General features: G+C 59.4%; 18 protein-coding genes. 3 read left to right on the top strand and 15 right to left on the bottom strand.

What is annotated here, in order from left to right; all coding sequences use genetic code 11:
* The first annotated feature begins 5 nt into the window (after window positions 1-5).
* Window positions 6-929 carry a magnesium transporter CorA family protein gene (locus AC06G5_RS14150; protein WP_480459724.1) on the top strand — a complete coding sequence of 308 codons (924 nt, stop codon included), beginning with the start codon at window positions 6-8 and terminating at the stop codon, window positions 927-929.
* A 42-nt stretch (window positions 930-971) separates the two neighbouring features.
* Here AC06G5_RS14150 and AC06G5_RS14155 read toward each other — a convergent pair whose 3' ends face one another.
* Complete coding sequence (locus tag AC06G5_RS14155) at window positions 972-1,307, bottom strand: DUF2834 domain-containing protein (protein ID WP_413427487.1); 336 nt, start codon at window positions 1,305-1,307, stop codon at window positions 972-974.
* Window positions 1,308-1,559: 252 nt separating this feature from the next.
* Here AC06G5_RS14155 and ilvA point away from each other — a divergent pair, with 252 nt between their 5' ends.
* Entirely contained in the window at window positions 1,560-2,573 is a 1,014-nt protein-coding gene (ilvA, locus tag AC06G5_RS14160; protein ID WP_480459727.1) for a threonine ammonia-lyase, biosynthetic, read from the top strand.
* A 51-nt stretch (window positions 2,574-2,624) separates the two neighbouring features.
* Here ilvA and eco read toward each other — a convergent pair whose 3' ends face one another.
* Window positions 2,625-3,107, bottom strand: coding sequence for a serine protease inhibitor ecotin (gene eco, locus AC06G5_RS14165; protein WP_413428933.1), 483 nt, complete (start codon window positions 3,105-3,107; stop codon window positions 2,625-2,627).
* Window positions 3,108-3,391: 284 nt separating this feature from the next.
* On the opposite strand from eco, the gene AC06G5_RS14170 reads away from it, so the two are divergent.
* Window positions 3,392-3,658: a DUF1652 domain-containing protein gene (locus tag AC06G5_RS14170; protein ID WP_413422867.1), complete on the top strand. Its 267-nt coding sequence runs from the start codon at window positions 3,392-3,394 to the stop codon at window positions 3,656-3,658.
* Window positions 3,659-3,783: 125 nt separating this feature from the next.
* Here AC06G5_RS14170 and AC06G5_RS14175 read toward each other — a convergent pair whose 3' ends face one another.
* The 13 genes from AC06G5_RS14175 to AC06G5_RS14235 form a co-directional block, all read right to left on the bottom strand.
* Window positions 3,784-4,050: a DUF2790 domain-containing protein gene (locus AC06G5_RS14175; RefSeq protein ID WP_413422865.1), complete on the bottom strand. Its 267-nt coding sequence runs from the start codon at window positions 4,048-4,050 to the stop codon at window positions 3,784-3,786.
* Between the two features lie 311 nt (window positions 4,051-4,361).
* Window positions 4,362-5,306, bottom strand: coding sequence for a carbohydrate kinase family protein (locus AC06G5_RS14180; RefSeq protein WP_480459729.1), 945 nt, complete (start codon window positions 5,304-5,306; stop codon window positions 4,362-4,364).
* Between the two features lie 6 nt (window positions 5,307-5,312).
* Window positions 5,313-6,818, bottom strand: a complete 1,506-nt coding sequence (xylB, locus tag AC06G5_RS14185; RefSeq protein WP_413422861.1) for a xylulokinase — start codon at window positions 6,816-6,818, stop codon at window positions 5,313-5,315.
* 155 nt (window positions 6,819-6,973) lie between these two features.
* A complete protein-coding gene (locus AC06G5_RS14190; RefSeq protein ID WP_480459730.1) occupies window positions 6,974-8,446 on the bottom strand; it encodes a mannitol dehydrogenase family protein in 1,473 nt (490 codons plus the stop codon).
* Between the two features lie 16 nt (window positions 8,447-8,462).
* Window positions 8,463-9,566: an ABC transporter ATP-binding protein gene (locus AC06G5_RS14195; RefSeq protein WP_480459731.1), complete on the bottom strand. Its 1,104-nt coding sequence runs from the start codon at window positions 9,564-9,566 to the stop codon at window positions 8,463-8,465.
* A 21-nt stretch (window positions 9,567-9,587) separates the two neighbouring features.
* Window positions 9,588-9,722 carry a hypothetical protein gene (locus AC06G5_RS14200; protein ID WP_413422856.1) on the bottom strand — a complete coding sequence of 45 codons (135 nt, stop codon included), beginning with the start codon at window positions 9,720-9,722 and terminating at the stop codon, window positions 9,588-9,590.
* A complete protein-coding gene (locus AC06G5_RS14205; protein ID WP_413422854.1) occupies window positions 9,719-10,549 on the bottom strand; it encodes a carbohydrate ABC transporter permease in 831 nt (276 codons plus the stop codon). The genes AC06G5_RS14200 and AC06G5_RS14205 overlap by 4 nt, the downstream gene beginning before the upstream one ends.
* Window positions 10,550-10,557: 8 nt before the next feature.
* Window positions 10,558-11,457: a carbohydrate ABC transporter permease gene (locus tag AC06G5_RS14210; RefSeq protein ID WP_413705481.1), complete on the bottom strand. Its 900-nt coding sequence runs from the start codon at window positions 11,455-11,457 to the stop codon at window positions 10,558-10,560.
* A gap of 172 nt (window positions 11,458-11,629) precedes the next feature.
* Window positions 11,630-12,940: an ABC transporter substrate-binding protein gene (locus tag AC06G5_RS14215; protein ID WP_413422849.1), complete on the bottom strand. Its 1,311-nt coding sequence runs from the start codon at window positions 12,938-12,940 to the stop codon at window positions 11,630-11,632.
* A 340-nt stretch (window positions 12,941-13,280) separates the two neighbouring features.
* The gene (locus AC06G5_RS14220; RefSeq protein ID WP_413422847.1) at window positions 13,281-14,186 is read right to left on the bottom strand and encodes an AraC family transcriptional regulator; all 906 of its coding nucleotides are present in this window, start codon (window positions 14,184-14,186) and stop codon (window positions 13,281-13,283) included.
* A gap of 108 nt (window positions 14,187-14,294) precedes the next feature.
* The gene (locus AC06G5_RS14225; protein ID WP_413422846.1) at window positions 14,295-15,173 is read right to left on the bottom strand and encodes a phosphatidylinositol-specific phospholipase C domain-containing protein; all 879 of its coding nucleotides are present in this window, start codon (window positions 15,171-15,173) and stop codon (window positions 14,295-14,297) included.
* Window positions 15,174-15,279: 106 nt separating this feature from the next.
* Window positions 15,280-16,581, bottom strand: coding sequence for a glycosyltransferase (locus AC06G5_RS14230; protein ID WP_413704900.1), 1,302 nt, complete (start codon window positions 16,579-16,581; stop codon window positions 15,280-15,282).
* Between the two features lie 74 nt (window positions 16,582-16,655).
* A complete protein-coding gene (locus AC06G5_RS14235) occupies window positions 16,656-17,018 on the bottom strand; it encodes a response regulator (RefSeq protein WP_413704899.1) in 363 nt (120 codons plus the stop codon).
* Window positions 17,019-17,020: the final 2 nt, after the last annotated feature.

Genomic DNA, 17,020 nt, shown 5'->3' on the forward strand with positions numbered 1-17,020 from the left:
GAGCAATGATCAAGAGTTTCGATTTGGCTCACGGCGCACTGCACGCCGTTGAACGCCTGGACGCCGATGTCATGCTGTTCAGCAACCCCGATGCAGCCGAGCGCGACTTGCTGCACAGTCACTTCAAACTCGATGAACACGCGTTGGCCTCGGCGCTGGACCCTGATGAGGTGTCGCGCATCGAGTTCCACCCAGACAACCTGTTCCTGATCTGGAAGCGTCCGGACAGTTACTCAGGCGCCGACAGCCTGGGGTTCCAGGTGTCCTCTTGTGGTCTGCTGTTTTCTCCGGGCCGGTTGCTGGTGATCGCCACCGATGACGCCCCGCTCAACGGGCTCGGCAAGCGTCAGGCCCTCAATACGCCACTGGATGTCTTGCTCGATCTGCTGTTCAACAACATTCATCATTACCTGGGGCACTTGAAGGTCATCAAGCTGATCGCCCGGGAATTGCAGCAGAAATTCAACGCCTCGATGCAGAACCAGCATCTGATCCAGATGTTCAACCTCAGCGAAAGCCTGATCTATTACATCAACGCGATTCACAGCAATGGCGCCGTCCTGACCCGACTGCGCAATCATGCGCAAAAACAGTGTTTCAGCGCCGAGGCCATCAGCCTGATAGATGACCTGATCATCGAAAACAACCAGTGTTACAAGCAGGCGGAAATCTATTCAACAGTGTTCTCCGGACTCATCGACGCCCGGGGCAACCTGATGAACAACAGCATGAACAACCTGCTGCGCAAGCTGACGTTGATCAACGTGGTGTTTCTGCCATTGAACCTGCTGGCGAGCATCGGCGGCATGTCCGAGTTCAGCATGATGACGGCGGGAACGCCTTGGTGGGTTTCGTACCCGTTGCTGCTGTCGGCGATGATGATCGGGGCGGCGGCGATGGTGGTGGGGCTCAAGCGCTTGGCGAAATGATGGCGGTGCAAGTTGACCGCCATGGCCCCCACTGGGGCCGAGTCAGATCTGTCGAGTCGTGGCAACTAATGCCTTTCGATCCTGAAACCCGCGCACAACCAGATACAACAATGGCCCAATCGACACAAAAACAGCGGTGATCAATAGATAAGGCACCACTGAAAGCGCCGACTGCCCGCGCTTTCGTGCATCCCGGTACATCCAGATGCTCGCCAGTACCGCCAGCAAGTAAAGATCGATCACCACCTGTGCGGTATCCGGGCTGGACATCAGGCTGATGCCGAAATCGATCAGCGATTGCTCGGCCTGGAGCATCACCGAAACGGTATAGCCGGCAAAGGCGATCAGGGCGATAAGGGGCAGGGCGATAGCCTTCATGGTTTCCTTCCTTGGACAATGAATTTGATAGAGTCAGCAGCCTATAGCGCGCAGCGCAAACTTGCCATTGACTTGCCATCAATGCCCGGCTAATTTCGAGCCATGACTTCCTCCGTATTGCGCTGCCAGCCAAGCATTATTACCGCCATTCCTCATCTGGCGGGCTAGCTCACGACTGCAGCACCCAACCCGCCCCAGAGGCGGGTTTTTACTTTCTGTCTCCCGGGCCCCGATCAACGTCAGGAGACGACGATGAGTTTTACAACCGATCAGCAAGCCCTGCTTGAACGCTACGTCAAAAAAATCCTTGCCGCGCCGGTGTATGAGCTGGCGGTGCGCACGCCGTTGCAACCGGCGTCGGCCTTGTCTGAAGCCTTGGACAACCAGGTCCTGCTCAAGCGCGAAGACTTGCAACCAACCTTCTCCTTCAAGATCCGCGGCGCCTACAACAAGCTGGTGCAACTGAGCGAAGCGCAAAAGGCTCGCGGCGTGGTCACGGCTTCTGCCGGCAATCATGCGCAGGGTGTGGCCCTGGCCGCGCGGGAACTGGGGATCAATGCCACCATCGTCATGCCCTGCACGACGCCGCAACTGAAGGTCATCGGGGTGCGCAGTCGTGGCGCTGATGCGCTATTGCACGGGGAAAGCTTTCCGTTTGCACTGGCCTATGCACTGGATCTGGCCAGGGAAACCGGTCGCACCTTTGTTTCACCCTTCGACGATCCGCAGGTGATCGCGGGCCAAGGCACGGTGGCGATGGAAATCCTGCGCCAGCATCAAGGTCCGCTGGATGCGATCTTCGTGCCGGTGGGTGGCGGAGGGCTGATCGCGGGGATCGCCGCCTACATCAAATACTTGCGGCCGGAAATTCGCATCATCGGCGTCGAGTCGGAGCATTCCGCGTGTCTGCAAGCCGCGTTGCTGGCCGGTGAGCGAGTGATCCTGCCCAGCGTCGGCACCTTCGCCGACGGGGTGGCGGTGGCGCAGATCGGCGCCTACGGCTTCGAGGTCTGCCGCTTTTGCGTCGATGACGTAGTGACGGTCAGCAACGATGAGCTTTGCGCTGCGATCAAGAATATCTACGACGATACCCGCTCGATCACCGAACCTTCCGGCGCGCTGGCGGTGGCCGGAATCAAGAAGTACGTGGCACGGAGCGGCGCTCGTGGTCAGACCCTGGTCGCCATCGACTCGGGTGCCAACATCAATTTCGACAGCCTGGGGCATGTGGCAGAGCGCGCCGCGTTGAGCGGCGCACCCGCATGACGCTTGCGCAGGCCGCCAGCGGACGCCGCGAGGGTCCGCCCGATGGCCAGGTCATTCCTGAATGGATTTCTCGACCTTGTCCGACGCTGACCAGATTCGGTAGCGCACTTCGATGTCCTTGGGTACGTACAGCACGAGCGGCAGCTTGCTGTTGTAGCGCAGCAGGAAGCCATCACCGACCACCGGTACGAAATCCTGTTTGCTCGTGCCGTCCGGGCAGGCCATCAGCGTGCTCATCGGGCCAATGATTTTTTCCAGGCGATAGAACGGGTAGCCCCAACCTTCGAGGTTTTTCTCCTCGAGGATGCCGCCCAGACGCGGGTGGTTGCAGTCTACGGTCATTGTTTTGCCGGCCAGGATCTCGACCTGAAAGTCGTTTTCCCGGGGCTGTGGCGCGAGGTGAATCACCTGGCGGGTAAACCCGCTCTCGGCCTTCGGATAGGGCGCGGTCTCTTCGAGTTTGGCGGCGTGCGCCACGCCAGCAAGCCCCAGTGCGAATAGCGCTGTGCAAGCGTTAACGGTCAAAGAACTCATGATGCCTCCTTGCTTGAAGTGAAGGGCGGCATTCTCACTGTCGTGTGCAGTGAATGCAAATCCGGGGGGGGGGCCAGTGTGCAAATTGCAGGGGCGCCAGCGGCAACTATTGCAAACTGCACGGCAGGCTTTACCGGTGATTGGTCTAAACCCTTGAATTGCCGATGAGCTGCACAGCGAAATCCACGGTATGTTTTATGCTGTACCTGTCCTCGAAGCTTGCCGGGATCTCATAGGAGCGAGCATTGATCGTTATTGGCAGTCTCACAAAGGAGAGAGTCGCCATGTTTCTTTCTGCCCTGGAACTTCGAAACATCATCGAAAGCAGTTTTCTACCCAAGCGCTGCCAGTGCACGCTGTCACCGGATCTATCGATGACCGTCAAGGTCTATGCCGACGGGCAAACCGATCACCTGGATCTATTGGTCACCGGCATCGATGCCTCCGGGCTCAATGGTTGTCGGGAAATAAACGAGTTGATTGCCCAACTGCGGTCCAGACAGCACCACATGGAGGTCGAGCCGCACTCCATGCTGGGCAAGGCGCTTTAACCTGCGGTTTCGAGTTCCACCGATACACGCCGGGTCTGGAAGAACCCCAGGCCCAGCGCCAGTTCAAGCTCGACGGCCAGTAAAATGCCCGGCCCGGCATGGCCAATCCCCAACGGACGTTTCGGTCAGCCTTGGTTCTCGCAGGCGTCGGAAAGTTTACGGTAGGTGATTTCTGCCGGTTTTCCCGTGTCATCGATGTACTTCATTTCGGCCTTCACCACTTTGCACTCCAGGGTGTCGGGCTCGGTCAGTGAAATCACTTTGCTGACATGCAATGGCATGCCGTAGTGATAGGGCACGGCTTGAGAGGTCGTGGTGTCATTGGCCTGAGCCAGGCCGGCAAACGCCGTGCAGGCAAGGGCGGTGGTAACCAGCAGGGTGCGAGTGTTCATCAGCGATCTCCGGTGCGAACGGAATGTCAGTTCGATGTGTGGCTTGTCGAACCTGCCGCACTGGGCGTCAGAACAGTCTGAGGGCGTGCGGTCCAGTGAAGTGTTGGACCGCACGGTTAAGCGAGGGTTAACCCGGTTGAACGCCGCCTGCCGCGATTGCGCGATCCTGTGTATTAGTTAAGACCATCGGGCGCCTGATAGAAAGTCATCGCGAGCAAGCTCGCTCCCACAATGCCCGAGCGTCGACACAAATGTTGTGAACGACCCGCAACCCTGTGGGAGCGAGCTTGCTCGCGATGAGGGCATCAGTGTCAGCTCATCTCCAACTGCTGCCGATAAGGCAAATCCGGCCCGGTCTTGCTGCACGTCAACGCGGCCGCCTGTACGGCGAACCTCAGCATGCGGTCGATCTGCTCGCGGCCAAGTTGCTTCACACCCTCCACCGAATCCAGCTGCTGTTCGGTCAGCCAGGTAATCAGCGCCGCCTGAAAGGTATCGCCCGCGCCCACGGTGTCGGCGATCTTTACCGAACAGGCGGGAACCGACCACGAACCATGGGCCCGGCTGAACACGGTCGCGCCTTCGCCGCCCCGGGTCAGGAATACCAGCTGACAGCGGTGCTGCAACCAACCTTCGATCACCTGCGCCGGGTCCTGGCCGGGATACAACAGATGCAGGTCCTCGTCACTGACCTTGATCAGGTCAGCCAGTTCTACCAGCGTCGCGATCCGCGTGCGCCATAGTTCGATGTCCGGCTCCGGATTCAGACGCACGTTCGGGTCGAGGCTGATCAGGCGCTTGCCGCTTTCCCGGCGCACCAATGCCAATAGTGTGTCGGCGATCGGCTGCACCACCAGGGAAAACGAGCCGATATGCAAGCCGCGCACTTCAGGCCCGAGTGCCGGCAGGTGCTCCGGTTGCAATTGCCGATCCGCGCAGCCTTCGCCACGGAAGCTGTACTGCGGCGAGCCATTGGCCCCGACCGCGACCATCGCCAGGGTGGTCGGCGCGACAAAGTCGAGCAGGAATTCCTGGCGCACGCCTTCATCCTGCAACACTTGCAGCAAGCGCCGGCCCAGGTAGTCGGTGGACAACCCGGCAAACAGCGCCGCGTCCACGCCCAACCGGCGCAATCCCACTGCCACGTTGAACGGCGAGCCGCCGGCAATGGCTTTGAAACTCACTTTGGAAGCCATACCGCTGGCGTCGTTTTCACTGAAAAAATCGAACAGCGCTTCGCCACACACCAGGTACATAGTTGTTCACTCTTCAAATTGGGTTGCGACATGCTGTCGATAGCGTTCATAAGCCTGCTGACAGGCCTGCACATTGTCGGCGACCGGCAGGGTTTCACTGGCAGGGTCGAGTTTCACGCAGCGCTCGCACAAGTCCGCCAGGCTGTCTTCGCGTCCGTTCGCCCGGGCTACGCACCAGGCCGCCTGAATCGCTGCGCCGAGGGCCGCGGCCTCGCTTTGTTCGGTGCTGATCACCGGTGTATTCATGGTGTCGGCGATGATTTGCCGCCAGACCGCACTTTTCGAGCCGCCGCCGATCAGGCAAATGCTGCGGCTTTGTAAGCCATTGTGGCGTAGCAGGTCCAGTCCGTATCGCAATCCGAACGTCGTGCCTTCGACCACCGCGCGGCACAGGTTGGCCCGGGTCAGGTTGGTCATGGTCAAGCCCGACAGGCTGGCGCTGGCATGGGGCAGGGCGGGCACCCGCTCGCCGTTGAAGAACGGCAGCATGCTCACACCTTCGGCACCGATGGGGGCCTTGGCAACGAGCGTATTGAACTGGTCGATGTCCAGGTCCAGCAGGTCACGAATCAGTCCGGTGGCATTGGTCAGGTTCATGGTGCAGATCAAAGGCAGCCAGCCACCGCTTGAAGAACAGAACGTGGCAACCGCAGCATCTGGGGCGACGATCGGCTGATCGGCATAGGCGTACACCGTGCCTGACGACCCGAGGCTCATGGTGATTGCACCGGGCTGGATATTGCCGGTGCCGATGGCGCCCATCATGTTGTCGCCGCCGCCACTGGACACCAGTGCCCGTGGGTTGATACCCAGGTGTTCGGCAATGCCCGGCAGAATCGTGCCGACCGCCTGGTGGGCATCGATCAGCTCCGGCAGGGCGGCTTGCAGGCGTCCGCTCGGGTCGATGTCACGCAACAAGTGCACATCCCACTGGCGCGTACGCACATTGAAATACCCGGTGCCCGAGGCATCACCGTATTCGCTGCAACTGCGGCCGGTGAGCCAATGGTTGAGGTAGTCGTGGGGCAGCAAAATGCGGGCGATGCGGGGAAAAATCTCGGGGTGCTGCTCTTTGGTCCATAACAGCTTGGACAGGGTGTAGCCTGGCGCGATGACCACGCCGAGGCGTTCCAGCGAAGCCTTTTCGCCACCCAGGTGGGCCAGCAGGCGGTCATTCTCCGGGGTGGTTTCAGTGTCGCACCAGAGTTTGGCCGGCCGCAGCACCTTGCCATGCTCGTCGAGCAGCACCAGGCCATGTTGCTGGCCGGACACACCAATGCCGAGGATCGACTGGCCATCGACGCTGGCCGCGAGCAAGGCGCGGCGGGTGGCGCTGGCGAAGGCTTCCAGCCACTGCTGGGTGTCCTGTTCGCGGCGACCATTGGCAGCGCTGATCAGGCTGTGGCTGGCAGCTCCCTGGCCGAGCACTTCACCAGTGGCCGCGTCGAGGATGATGGCTTTGGTGCCCTGGGTGCCGCAGTCGATGCCGAGGAAGAGTTGTCGGGTTGTCATGGAGGATCCTTGGTCGTCAGCTTGATACAAGTCTGGATTCAGTATCACCGGTGCCTGTCTGGCCGCCTTCGCGAGCAAGCCCGCTCCCACAAGGAACACCAAACCCTGTGGGAGCGGGCTTGCTCGCGAAGACGACAGTAGCCACACCACCGACACTACGCCAAGACCCGCTCCAGAGTTCTTGTCACACCCACTTCGCGCAAACTGTTACAGCACCACTCGAACGCCGCGACAAACTCCGGCGAACGCGAAATAGCCGTACCAAAAATCTCCTCGACCGCCAGCAAGCGCTGGGTGATCAGCACATCATCGGCCACCAGCACCTGGCAGAATGCCGCCCGTGGGTCCGGGATCGAGTAAGTCTCGCCATGCTCATCCACGCCCTTGAGGTACAGTGCCCACGCCGCCACCACCAAGGCCGCACGCTTGGTCTCGCGGCCATCGGCGATCAGGCGGTTGATGGTGGGTACGGTGAATTTAGGAAACTTTGACGAACCGTCCGAGCAAACGCGCTCCAGTTGATCGGCAATCGCCTGATTGGAGAAACGCGCCACCAGGGTGTTTTTGTACTCGGTCAGGTCAATTCCCGGCACCGCCGACAGTTGTGGCGTCACGTCCAGGTCCATGTAGGTGCGCATGTAACGCACGAACAGCGGGTCGTTCATGGTTTCGTGGACGAAACGGTAACCCTTGAGGAACCCCAGGTACGTCAGCGCCAGATGACTGCCGTTGAGCAGCTTGATCTTCATTTCTTCGTAAGGCGTAACGTCGTCGGTGAACTGCACGCCGACCTTTTCCCAGGCCGGGCGGCCATTGACGAACTTGTCTTCCAGCACCCATTGCACGAAAGGTTCGCAGACCACCGGCCAGGCATCGTCCACCCCGTGGCTGTCGGCCAGTTGCAGGCGGTGTTCGGTGCTGGTCATCGGAGTGATGCGGTCGACCATGGCGTTGGGAAAGCTCACGTTGTGCTCAATCCAGTCCCGCAGATCGGCATCGCGCAACGCGGCGAACGCCAGCAAGGCCTTGCGGGTGACGGCACCGTTGTGCGGCAGGTTATCGCAGGACATCAGGGTGAAGGCCGCTGTGCCGGCGGCGCGGCGTTTGGCCAGTGCGGCACAGAGGAAGCCGAACACGGTTGTCGGGGCGTCCGGGTGCGCCAGGTCATGCTGGATTGGCGGTAAGTGCGCCATGAACTCCCCGGTGCTGTCGTCGATGCAGTAACCGCCTTCGGTGATGGTCAGCGAGACGATGCGGATTTCGGGGCTGGCCAGTTTGTCGATCAACGCCTGGGCGTCGTCTTCAGCCAGCAGCATGTCGCGCAGGGCCCCGATCACCCGGACTTCGGTGTCGTCGCCATCGCCGAGTTCGAACAGGGTGAACAGGTAGTCCTGATCCTTGAGATCGTCACGGGCGCGGCGGTCCTCGACGCGCAAGCCGACGCCGCAAATGGCCCAGTCCAGACCTTCTCCGGTGTTCATCAGCGCATCGGTGTAGAACGCCTGGTGGGCGCGATGGAAACCGCCGACGCCGATGTGCGCAATGCCTTGGCGGGTATCGCCCAACGCATAGGCGGGCAGGACCACTTCGGGCGCGAGGCGGTTGAGGTTGTGTTGGTTGAGTTTCATCGCGGGCTCTCTGAAGTCAGGCAGCAATGCGCAACGGGCGGGTTAACGCCACGCCGTCGGCATCGAACAAATGGCAGTGTTGCGCATCCAGGTGCAGGCTCAGGGTTTCACCGTAGCGGCTGGCCAGATCGCCGCGAACACGCAGGGTCAGGGGTTCACCGGACGAAGTCAGGACGTGGCAGAACGTGTCGCTGCCCAGGCGTTCGCTGACATCGGCGGTGACCTGCAAGGTGCAGTCACCCGGTTTGGCCAGTTCCAGATGCTCCGGGCGAATACCCAGCGTCACTGCACCGCCGACGCTCAGACGGCCGCCGCTCAACGGCAGGCTGATGCGGGTTCCGGCGTCCAGTTGCACTTCGCAGCCCTGGCTATCAGTGCGGGTGACCTTGCCTTTGAGAAAGCCCATTTTCGGCGTGCCCAGAAACCCCGCGACAAACAGGTTGGCCGGCTGGTGATACAGCTCCAAAGGCGAGCCGACCTGTTCGACCCTGCCGCCATTCAACACGACGACCTTGTCCGCCAGGGTCATGGCCTCGACCTGATCGTGGGTCACGTAGATCATGGTCGCCTGCAGCTCCTTGTGCAGCCGCGCCAGCTCCAGACGCATCTGCACGCGCAGGGCGGCATCGAGGTTGGACAGCGGTTCGTCGAACAGGAAGATTTTCGGATTGCGCACGATGGCCCGGCCAATCGCCACGCGCTGACGCTGGCCGCCGGAGAGTTGCTTGGGTTTGCGCTCCAGCATCGGCCCCAGCTCAAGGATGCGCGCCGCTTCGCTGACCTTTTTCTCCACTTCGGCTTTCGCCACACCGGACAGGTCGAGGGCGAACGACATGTTCTTGCGCACGCTCATGTGCGGGTACAGGGCGTAGGTCTGGAACACCATCGCCAGATCGCGCTTGGCCGGGCTCACTTCGGTGATGTCGCGGCCATCGAGTTCGATGGTGCCGCCGCTGACTTCCTCCAGCCCCGCGATCAAGCGCAGCAGGGTGGATTTGCCGCAGCCCGAAGGGCCGACGAAAACCACGAATTCCTTGTCATTCACTTCCAGGTCGATGCCCTTGATGATGGAAAAGCCTTCGAAGCCTTTTTGCAGATTCTTGATTCTCAGGTTGGCCATGGTGGTGGGCCTCCATTTTCGTTATTCGGTTGAACCTGTAGGAGCGAGCTTGCTCGCGATGAACTTGCGGGCGGCGCGTTCATCCAGGTGGTACACGTCATCGTTCACGTCCATCGCGAGCGAGCTCGCTCCTACAGCAATCGAGTCGATCTTCATTTCACTGCGCCGAACGACAGGCCGCGCACCAGCTGTTTCTGGCTGATCCAGCCGAAGATCAGGATCGGCGCACAGGCCAGGGTCGAGACCGCCGACAACTTGGCCCAGAACAACCCTTCGGGGCTCGAATACGAGGCGATCAACGCGGTCAGTGGCGCGGCTTTCGACGAGGTCAGGTTCAGCGACCAGAACGCCTCGTTCCAGCACAGGATCAGCGACAGCAGCACCGTGGACGCCAGGCCGCCCTTGGCGATTGGCAGCAGCACCCGGAGCATTTCCTGCGCCAGCGTCGCGCCGTCCAGCCTTGCGGCTTCGAGGATGTCCCTGGGAATGTCCTTGAAGTAGGTGTAAATCATCCAGACCACGATCGGCAGGTTGATCAGCGTGTAGATGACGATCAGGGCAATGCGCGTATCGAGCAGGCCGAAACTCTTGGCCAGCAGGTAGATCGGCATCAGCACGCCCACCGGCGGCAGCATTTTGGTCGAGAGCATCCACAGCAGCGTGCCTTTGGTGCGTTGGGTTTCGTAGAACGCCATGGAGTAGGCCGCGGGCACTGCGATCAGCAGGCACAGGGCCGTGGCGCTGAAGGAAATCACCACCGAGTTCCAGGCAAAACTGAAGTAGTCACTGCGCTCGTTGATGTGCAGGTAGTTCTCCAGCGTCGGCATGAAAATGAACTGCGGCGGCGTGGCGAAGGCATCGATTTCGGTCTTGAAACTGGTCAGCACCATCCAGAAGATCGGGAAGAAAATCAGGATCGCAATGGCCCAGGCCAACGTACCGAGCAACAGGCTTTGCAAGCGACGGGATTGTTGAAGAGTCATGGCAGGCCTCAGGCTTTGTCGGTCAGGTTTTTGCCGATCATCCGCACCAGAATGATCGCGGCGATGTTGGCGATGACCACGGCGATCAAACCGCCCGCCGAAGCCATGCCGACGTCAAACTGCACCAGCGCCTGGTTGTAGATCAGGTAGGCGAGGTTGGTCGAGGCGTAGCCGGGGCCGCCGTTGGTGGTGGTGAAGATTTCGGCGAACACCGAGAGCAGGAAGATGGTTTCGATCATCACCACCACCGCAATCGGCCGCGCCAGGTGCGGCAGGGTCAAGTGCCAGAAGATCGCGATGGGCCCGGCACCGTCCAGGCGCGCGGCTTCCTTCTGTTCCTGGTCGAGGGACTGCATGGCGGTCATCAGGATCAGGATCGCGAAGGGCAGCCATTGCCACGAGACAATGACGATGATCGACAGCAGCGGGTAGTGCGCCAGCCAGTCCACCGGTTGCGCGCCAAACAGCTTCCAGACGTAGGCAAGAATCCCCGACACCGGATGGAATATCAGGTTTTTCCAGATCAGCGCGCCGACGGTGGGCATGATGAAAAACGGCGAGATCAGCATCACCCGCACGATACCGCGACCGAAAAACTCACTGGCCTCGAGCAAGGCACTGATCAGCACGCCCAGCACCACACTGATCAGCAGCACGCTGCCCACCAGCAACAGGGTGTTGCTGGCGCCGGGCAGGAAGCCCGAATCGGTGAGGAAGTAGGTGAAGTTTTCCAGCCCGACGAACTCGTTCTCGCCGGGATTGAGCAAGTTGTAGCGAATCATCGAAAAGTAGACGGTCATGCCCAGCGGGACAATCATCCACAGCAGCAACAACGCCACCGAAGGGCTGACCAGAAACCAGCCGGGGTTGGCCACGCGGCTTTTGCGCTGGGGTTGGACAATGTCCATGTGAGCTTTGGCAGTTGATGTATTCATGGTGATCAGAACCGGTTGATTACAGGCATATGAAGATCAATTGTGGGAGCGGGCTTGCTCGCGAAGGCGGCATTCCAATCGCAAAAATTGTGTCGGATGTACTGGCCTCTTCGCGAGCAAGCCCGCTCCCACATTGGGTACGGGGTTACTTGGGATAACCCGCGCGCTTCATTTCGCGTTCAGTGGTTTGCTGGGCCGCCGCCAAGGCCTGGTCGACCGTGGTCTGGCCGATCAGCGCCGCAGAGAAGGATTTGCCAACCTGCGTGCCAATGCCCTGGAACTCGGGAATGGTCACCAACTGAATACCGATGTAAGGCACCGGCCTGGCCCCCGGCTTGCCCGGGTCCGCGGCTTTGAGCGACTCCAGCGTGACCCTGGCGAACGGCGCTGCGTTCATGTACGTCTCGCTGTAGGTGGAGGCCCGGGTGCCCGGCGGCACGTTGGCGATGCCGTCCTTTTCCGCGACCAGCGCGCTGTATTCCCTGGAAGTGGCCCAGGCACTGAAGGTTTTCGCTGCGTCCTTGGCTTTGGAACTGGTCGGAATGGCTAGCGCCCAGGAGTACAACCAGGCCGAGCCCTTGTCAGTGACTTGATGCGGCGCGAAGGTGAAACCGACGTGATCGGCGACCTTGCTCTGGGTCTTGTCGGTGACGAACGAGCCGGCGACGCTGGCATCGACCCAGATCGCGCATTTGCCGCTGTTGAACAACGCCAGGTTTTCATTGAAACCATTGCTCGAGGCACCCGGCGGACCGGATTTTTTCATGGTGTCGACGTAGAAGTTCAGCGCATTTTTCCACTCGGGCCCGCTGAATTCCGGTTGCCACTGTTCATCGAACCAGCGCGCGCCATAAGCGTTGGCAACGGTGGTGACCAACGCCATGTTCTCGCCCCAGCCAGCCTTGCCGCGCAGGCAGATGCCGTACTGTTCTTTGTCTTTGTGGGTGAGTTTGCTGGCGAATTCGCTGATCTGTTCCCAGGTCGGGCGCTCGGGCATGTTCAGGCCGGCGTCCTTGAACAGGTCGGTACGGTAATAGGTGATCGAGCTTTCGGCGTAGAACGGCAGGGCATACAGCGAACCCTTCACCGACAGGCCCTCGCGCACCGACGGGAACACGTCGTCGAGGGCATAACCGGCCGGCAGATCCTTCATCGGCTCCAGCCAGCCCTTGGCGCCCCAGAGTGCGGCTTCGTACATGCCGATGGTCAGCACGTCGAACTGTCCGCCCTGGGTGGCGATGTCGGTGGTGAGGCGCTGGCGCAGGACGTTTTCTTCGAGGACCACCCAGTTGAGCTTGATGTCCGGGTGCTCGGCCTCGAAGGTTTTCGAGAGCTTTTGCATGCGGATCATGTCGCTGTTGTTGACGGTGGCAATGGTCAGGGTCTGGGCGCCAAGGCTGACGCTGCTGAGGGTCATGCAGGTGAGGGCAAGCAGGGTTTTTACCGAAGGTTGCATCGTGCACTCCTTTTCTGCGCCCGGCGGGGTACAGAAGGACAGTTATTGTTTTTGTGTCTTCCGAAGGCAGGAAGAATGTGCACTGATTACATCCTTCAATGGAGGGCGAAACAAATCATCCATCGCACTTGTTTCGATACTTTTTTGCACTGGGCTTTAGGGCGCTAGACGCTGGGAAGGGCTTTTCAGCGAGGAAACGATATCGAATACGTACAGGTTTCAGGCTTGGCTACGACCTCTTGTAGGAGCGGGCTTGCTCGCGAAAGCGTAGTGCCAGGCGATATTTCTCAACCTGACACTGCGCTTTCGCGAGCAAGCCCGCTCCCACATCGGGTCGCGTTTAACCGAGGTTTTGCTCGGTCAACCGCTGCACCACCAACCGCCGGTAGTGTGAAGGCGTCATGCCCTTTAGTTGCTGGAAGCGCCGGTTGAAGTTGGAAATATTGTTGAAGCCCGATTCGAAGCACACGTCAGTGACCGGTTTGTCGCCGTCGGCCAGCAACTCGCAGGCCTTGCTGATGCGCAGGCGATTGACGAACTCGATGAAATTGCGCCCGGTGGCCTGCTTGAATACGCGGCTGAAATAGGTGGGCTTCATGTCCAGGTGCTCGGCAACTTCTTCCAGCGGCAGTTCCCGGGCGTAATGGGCGAAGATGTAATCCACTGCGCGGTTGGTGCGATCGATGTTGTGCTCGTCGGCCAGTTGCGGGGTCGTGGCGCCAGAGAGCAATTGGTAGTCGTCGGTGGCCGCGAGCAACTCCAGCAGAATGAAAAAGTGCCCGAGCCGGGTGATGCCGCTGGTATCGGCGATGCGCTGCATCAGCTCGGTCGCTTTGCCGATGGTGTGCTTGCAGCGAAACTCGATGCCGTACTGCGCGCGTTCCAGCAACGGCGCCAGGGTCTTGAGTTCGGCGAATACCTGATAACCGCTATCGAACAACTCGTCGGTGAAATTGACCAGCATGTCGCGCTTGGGCACCACTTCGTCCTCGGCCACCTGGCTGATCCAGTTGTGGGGCAGATTGGGGCCGGTCAGGAACAGGGTATGCGGGTAGAAGTTGCCGATGTAGTCACCGATGAACACCTTGCCGGAACTGGCGACGATAAGGTGCAGTTCGTATTCCTTGTGGAAATGCCAGCGCACCAGCGGGCAGGGAAAACCGTGCTGGCGGTAAATGATGGACAAGCCGTTGTGGTCGTCCATCAATTCATAGGAAGGGTCGGTGATTCTGGCAATACGGGGCATGTCGATACACTTTTCTTGTTATCGCGCCCTGATCATGCCTCTTGTGGGGAGGCTAATGCCAGTTGTCGATGTCGCGCAACCTGACGGGAGCCTTCTCGGCTTTCGGGACTATCCGGCTTTTCTGGCTCTTCTGGCATTTATCAAGCTTGCGCTTCGGCAACAGGAAACCAGTTTCGATTCTTCCATGAAATCGACATTGATAATGTTGCACCTTTCGCTTCTGGAGTGGGTGACGGGATCAAACCAGGTGTCCAGTTCATCATGGATATCGACGGGGCCTCCCAGCTTCGAGTAGCTTGTGGCGGACAGTGACCACAAGGTGGTGCGCGGAGGTGGAGCCTTCAATACGTTCGTGATGTGCTGCTCCAGTTCCTGGACATTTGTGTCGCCAATCCCGCTCCATTTGTGTTCGATTTTCTTGCAGAACCAGGCGGGATCCAACTCCGGATGTTGTTCGGCAGTTACCAGAACTCGTTGCTCGCCGCTGATTTTCTTAAGCACGCCAAGTGGCAGGCCTCTATTGTCGGCAGGGATTATTCTCTGGCCAAGATAACGGAGCATCATCTCGTTGAAGAGTGCGTAGTCGAACGATTGTTGTCCGTCCTTGAGTTCATGGAAATCCAGAATCACAAACTCGTCAGGGTTGGCGCGCAAAAACAGATTCACAGCCGCAAATAAACCTAGCACGTTACGAGATGAGCGAAAGCCATTGTGCTGGAAACGGAATTTTTCAAACTCCATGGCCGGCTCGTCAAAGTCCAGTCGTAAATCGAGTACGCGCGAACCATTGTTGAGTTGAGCGGCGAACGAATCGTGCTGGCAAGCCAGCCAGTGTGCGCCGGGGATCAATGAATAGGTCGCTTGCAAGTCGCACCCGGCATTGTGCGTGCCGGGTAGTGTAAGCTCGCCAAGCGACAGGTTATCGATTGCCGGCGTAGCGCTCATCCAGTTATTGAGTGCGTAATTGTCTTCGGTTGTATTGTTCATTAATGCATCCTTGCATTGATTGATGAATAACAAGTTGCGCCAAAGCAGTGTTAGTTGACGGTGATCAATTATTTTGTCATTGGATGTACGCGGTCAATAATCAACTTTATTCGGAATGTTGGTTTCGGTTTTTCGCCTCGATCCATTGCGCCATATACTGGGTACTTTTGTGCTGATGATGGCGCAACATGCTGCCGGTGAAGTTATCGCGCCTGATATGTGGCAGATTCCTTTGGCATTCGACCAGCCTTTCGATCAACGCAGGACCATGGATGGACTGCGGGTAGCGGCTGGCCAACAAGTGCCGGGCCTGCGCCTGGGCAGCCAGCCACTGAGTCTTGTCTTGATAAAGTTGCACGGCACTCTCAGCGAACTCGCGTGCCGTACGGGTTACGGCACCGGGCCAGGGCTCTTCGCCGTGCATGGCTTCCGCGCCGACCGGCGTGGTGACATTGGGCGTGCCGCAGAGCATCGCATCGACGATCTTGCCTTTGATACCTGCACCGAAGCGCAGCGGTGCCAGGCACACCCGCGTCTTCGACATCACGTGCAAGGCATCTTCCGCCCAGTTCATCACATGAAAGCCCTGTGCCGCGTTGTGCAGGGCGGTGGCCTTGGGCGGGGTATACGCGCCATAGATGTGCAACTGTGCATCAGGCAGTTGCGCGCGAATCAGCGGCCAGATCGCGGTTTTCAGCCAGAGCACGGCATCCCAGTTGGGCGCATGGCGAAAATTGCCGATGTGCAGAAAATGCGCGCGATCTTCGTACTCTCCCGGCGCGCCGGTCGGCAGATCGACCATCAATGGGCACCAATGCAACAGGTTACGCGGGATCCTGAACTGCTCGACCAGCAATTCGATTTCCACCTCGGAAACCATCAGCGTCAAATCACAGCGATAAAATGAGGCGATTTCGCGCTTGGCCAGATCGGTATTGGCCATGTGTTCGAATTCTTCACGCGACGCCGGGGTGAACAGGCCGCTGAAGTCATTGTTGTCCTCGCTGGCCTTCAAGCGCTCCTTGAGGCGTTGATGCCGGCCGTGCCTGAGGCTCTGCAGGTCGCAACTTTCGAGCACGCGCAAGGCATCGGGACAATGCTTCTCGACCCGCCAGCCGAACTGCTCCTCCATCATGAATTGATCGAACAACACGATGTCCGGCGCCAGTTCGCTGATGAAAGCGTCGAAACTGCTGTTGTTCAGCTCGATAGGTACTTCGCGAATTCCCAGCGCCGTCAGGTCCGCGCGTTGCTCGCCATAGCTGGCCGGGCTGCTGAACGTGATGTCCCAGCCTTGTTGCAGGAACACCTCGAGTATTTGCATGACGTGCCCGCTGGCCGCGGAAGAGCGGGGCTCGGGCCAGACGTAACCAATGACCAGGACTCTGGTTGCGCGGGGCTGATTCATGTACGGGAATTCCTTGGAGCGGAGACAGGGCAGGGACGAAAAAGGCGCGCATTAAACCACAGCGGATTGCAGGGTCACTCCAGAATGCTTTTGACTTTATCGCGCAACTGATCGATGGAGAACGGTTTGCCGATCGCGTGCATGCCTTGAGGCACTTCGATGTTTTCGGCATACCCGCTGGCAAACAGGATCCGCAAGGCCGGACGCAAAGCCCGTGCTTCATTGGCCAGTTCGCGACCGTCCATGTTCGGCAAGCCCACATCGGTCATCATCAGATCAATATGCTGGTTCGAGTCCCTGAGCCGCTCCAGCGCCTGTTCGCTGCCATCGGCTTGCAGCACGTTGAATTCCAGTTCCTCCAGTACGTCGACGATCAGCATGCGCACAATGGCATCGTCTTCGACGACGAGGATAATGGACGCGTTGGCGGAGGACATAT

The organism is Pseudomonas sp. WT-JTC, assembly GCF_056711565.1.

Bases quoted from the DNA above. Each gene is read 5' to 3' on its own strand.
- ilvA (WP_480459727.1), top strand. From the start codon at position 1,560: ATGAGTTTTACAACCGATCAGCAAGCCCTGCTTGAACGCTACGTCAAA.
- AC06G5_RS14230 (WP_413704900.1), bottom strand. From the start codon at position 16,581: ATGAATCAGCCCCGCGCAACCAGAGTCCTGGTCATTGGTTACGTCTGG.
- eco (WP_413428933.1), bottom strand. From the start codon at position 3,107: ATGAGTTCTTTGACCGTTAACGCTTGCACAGCGCTATTCGCACTGGGG.
- AC06G5_RS14180 (WP_480459729.1), bottom strand. From the start codon at position 5,306: ATGTACCTGGTGTGTGGCGAAGCGCTGTTCGATTTTTTCAGTGAAAAC.
- AC06G5_RS14150 (WP_480459724.1), top strand. From the start codon at position 6: ATGATCAAGAGTTTCGATTTGGCTCACGGCGCACTGCACGCCGTTGAA.
- AC06G5_RS14175 (WP_413422865.1), bottom strand. From the start codon at position 4,050: ATGAACACTCGCACCCTGCTGGTTACCACCGCCCTTGCCTGCACGGCG.
- AC06G5_RS14235 (WP_413704899.1), bottom strand. From the start codon at position 17,018: ATGTCCTCCGCCAACGCGTCCATTATCCTCGTCGTCGAAGACGATGCC.
- AC06G5_RS14170 (WP_413422867.1), top strand. From the start codon at position 3,392: ATGTTTCTTTCTGCCCTGGAACTTCGAAACATCATCGAAAGCAGTTTT.
- AC06G5_RS14225 (WP_413422846.1), bottom strand. From the start codon at position 15,173: ATGAACAATACAACCGAAGACAATTACGCACTCAATAACTGGATGAGC.
- xylB (WP_413422861.1), bottom strand. From the start codon at position 6,818: ATGACAACCCGACAACTCTTCCTCGGCATCGACTGCGGCACCCAGGGC.
- AC06G5_RS14195 (WP_480459731.1), bottom strand. From the start codon at position 9,566: ATGGCCAACCTGAGAATCAAGAATCTGCAAAAAGGCTTCGAAGGCTTT.
- AC06G5_RS14220 (WP_413422847.1), bottom strand. From the start codon at position 14,186: ATGCCCCGTATTGCCAGAATCACCGACCCTTCCTATGAATTGATGGAC.
- AC06G5_RS14215 (WP_413422849.1), bottom strand. From the start codon at position 12,940: ATGCAACCTTCGGTAAAAACCCTGCTTGCCCTCACCTGCATGACCCTC.
- AC06G5_RS14205 (WP_413422854.1), bottom strand. From the start codon at position 10,549: ATGACTCTTCAACAATCCCGTCGCTTGCAAAGCCTGTTGCTCGGTACG.
- AC06G5_RS14190 (WP_480459730.1), bottom strand. From the start codon at position 8,446: ATGAAACTCAACCAACACAACCTCAACCGCCTCGCGCCCGAAGTGGTC.
- AC06G5_RS14210 (WP_413705481.1), bottom strand. From the start codon at position 11,457: ATGGACATTGTCCAACCCCAGCGCAAAAGCCGCGTGGCCAACCCCGGC.
- AC06G5_RS14200 (WP_413422856.1), bottom strand. From the start codon at position 9,722: ATGAAGATCGACTCGATTGCTGTAGGAGCGAGCTCGCTCGCGATGGAC.
- AC06G5_RS14155 (WP_413427487.1), bottom strand. From the start codon at position 1,307: ATGAAGGCTATCGCCCTGCCCCTTATCGCCCTGATCGCCTTTGCCGGC.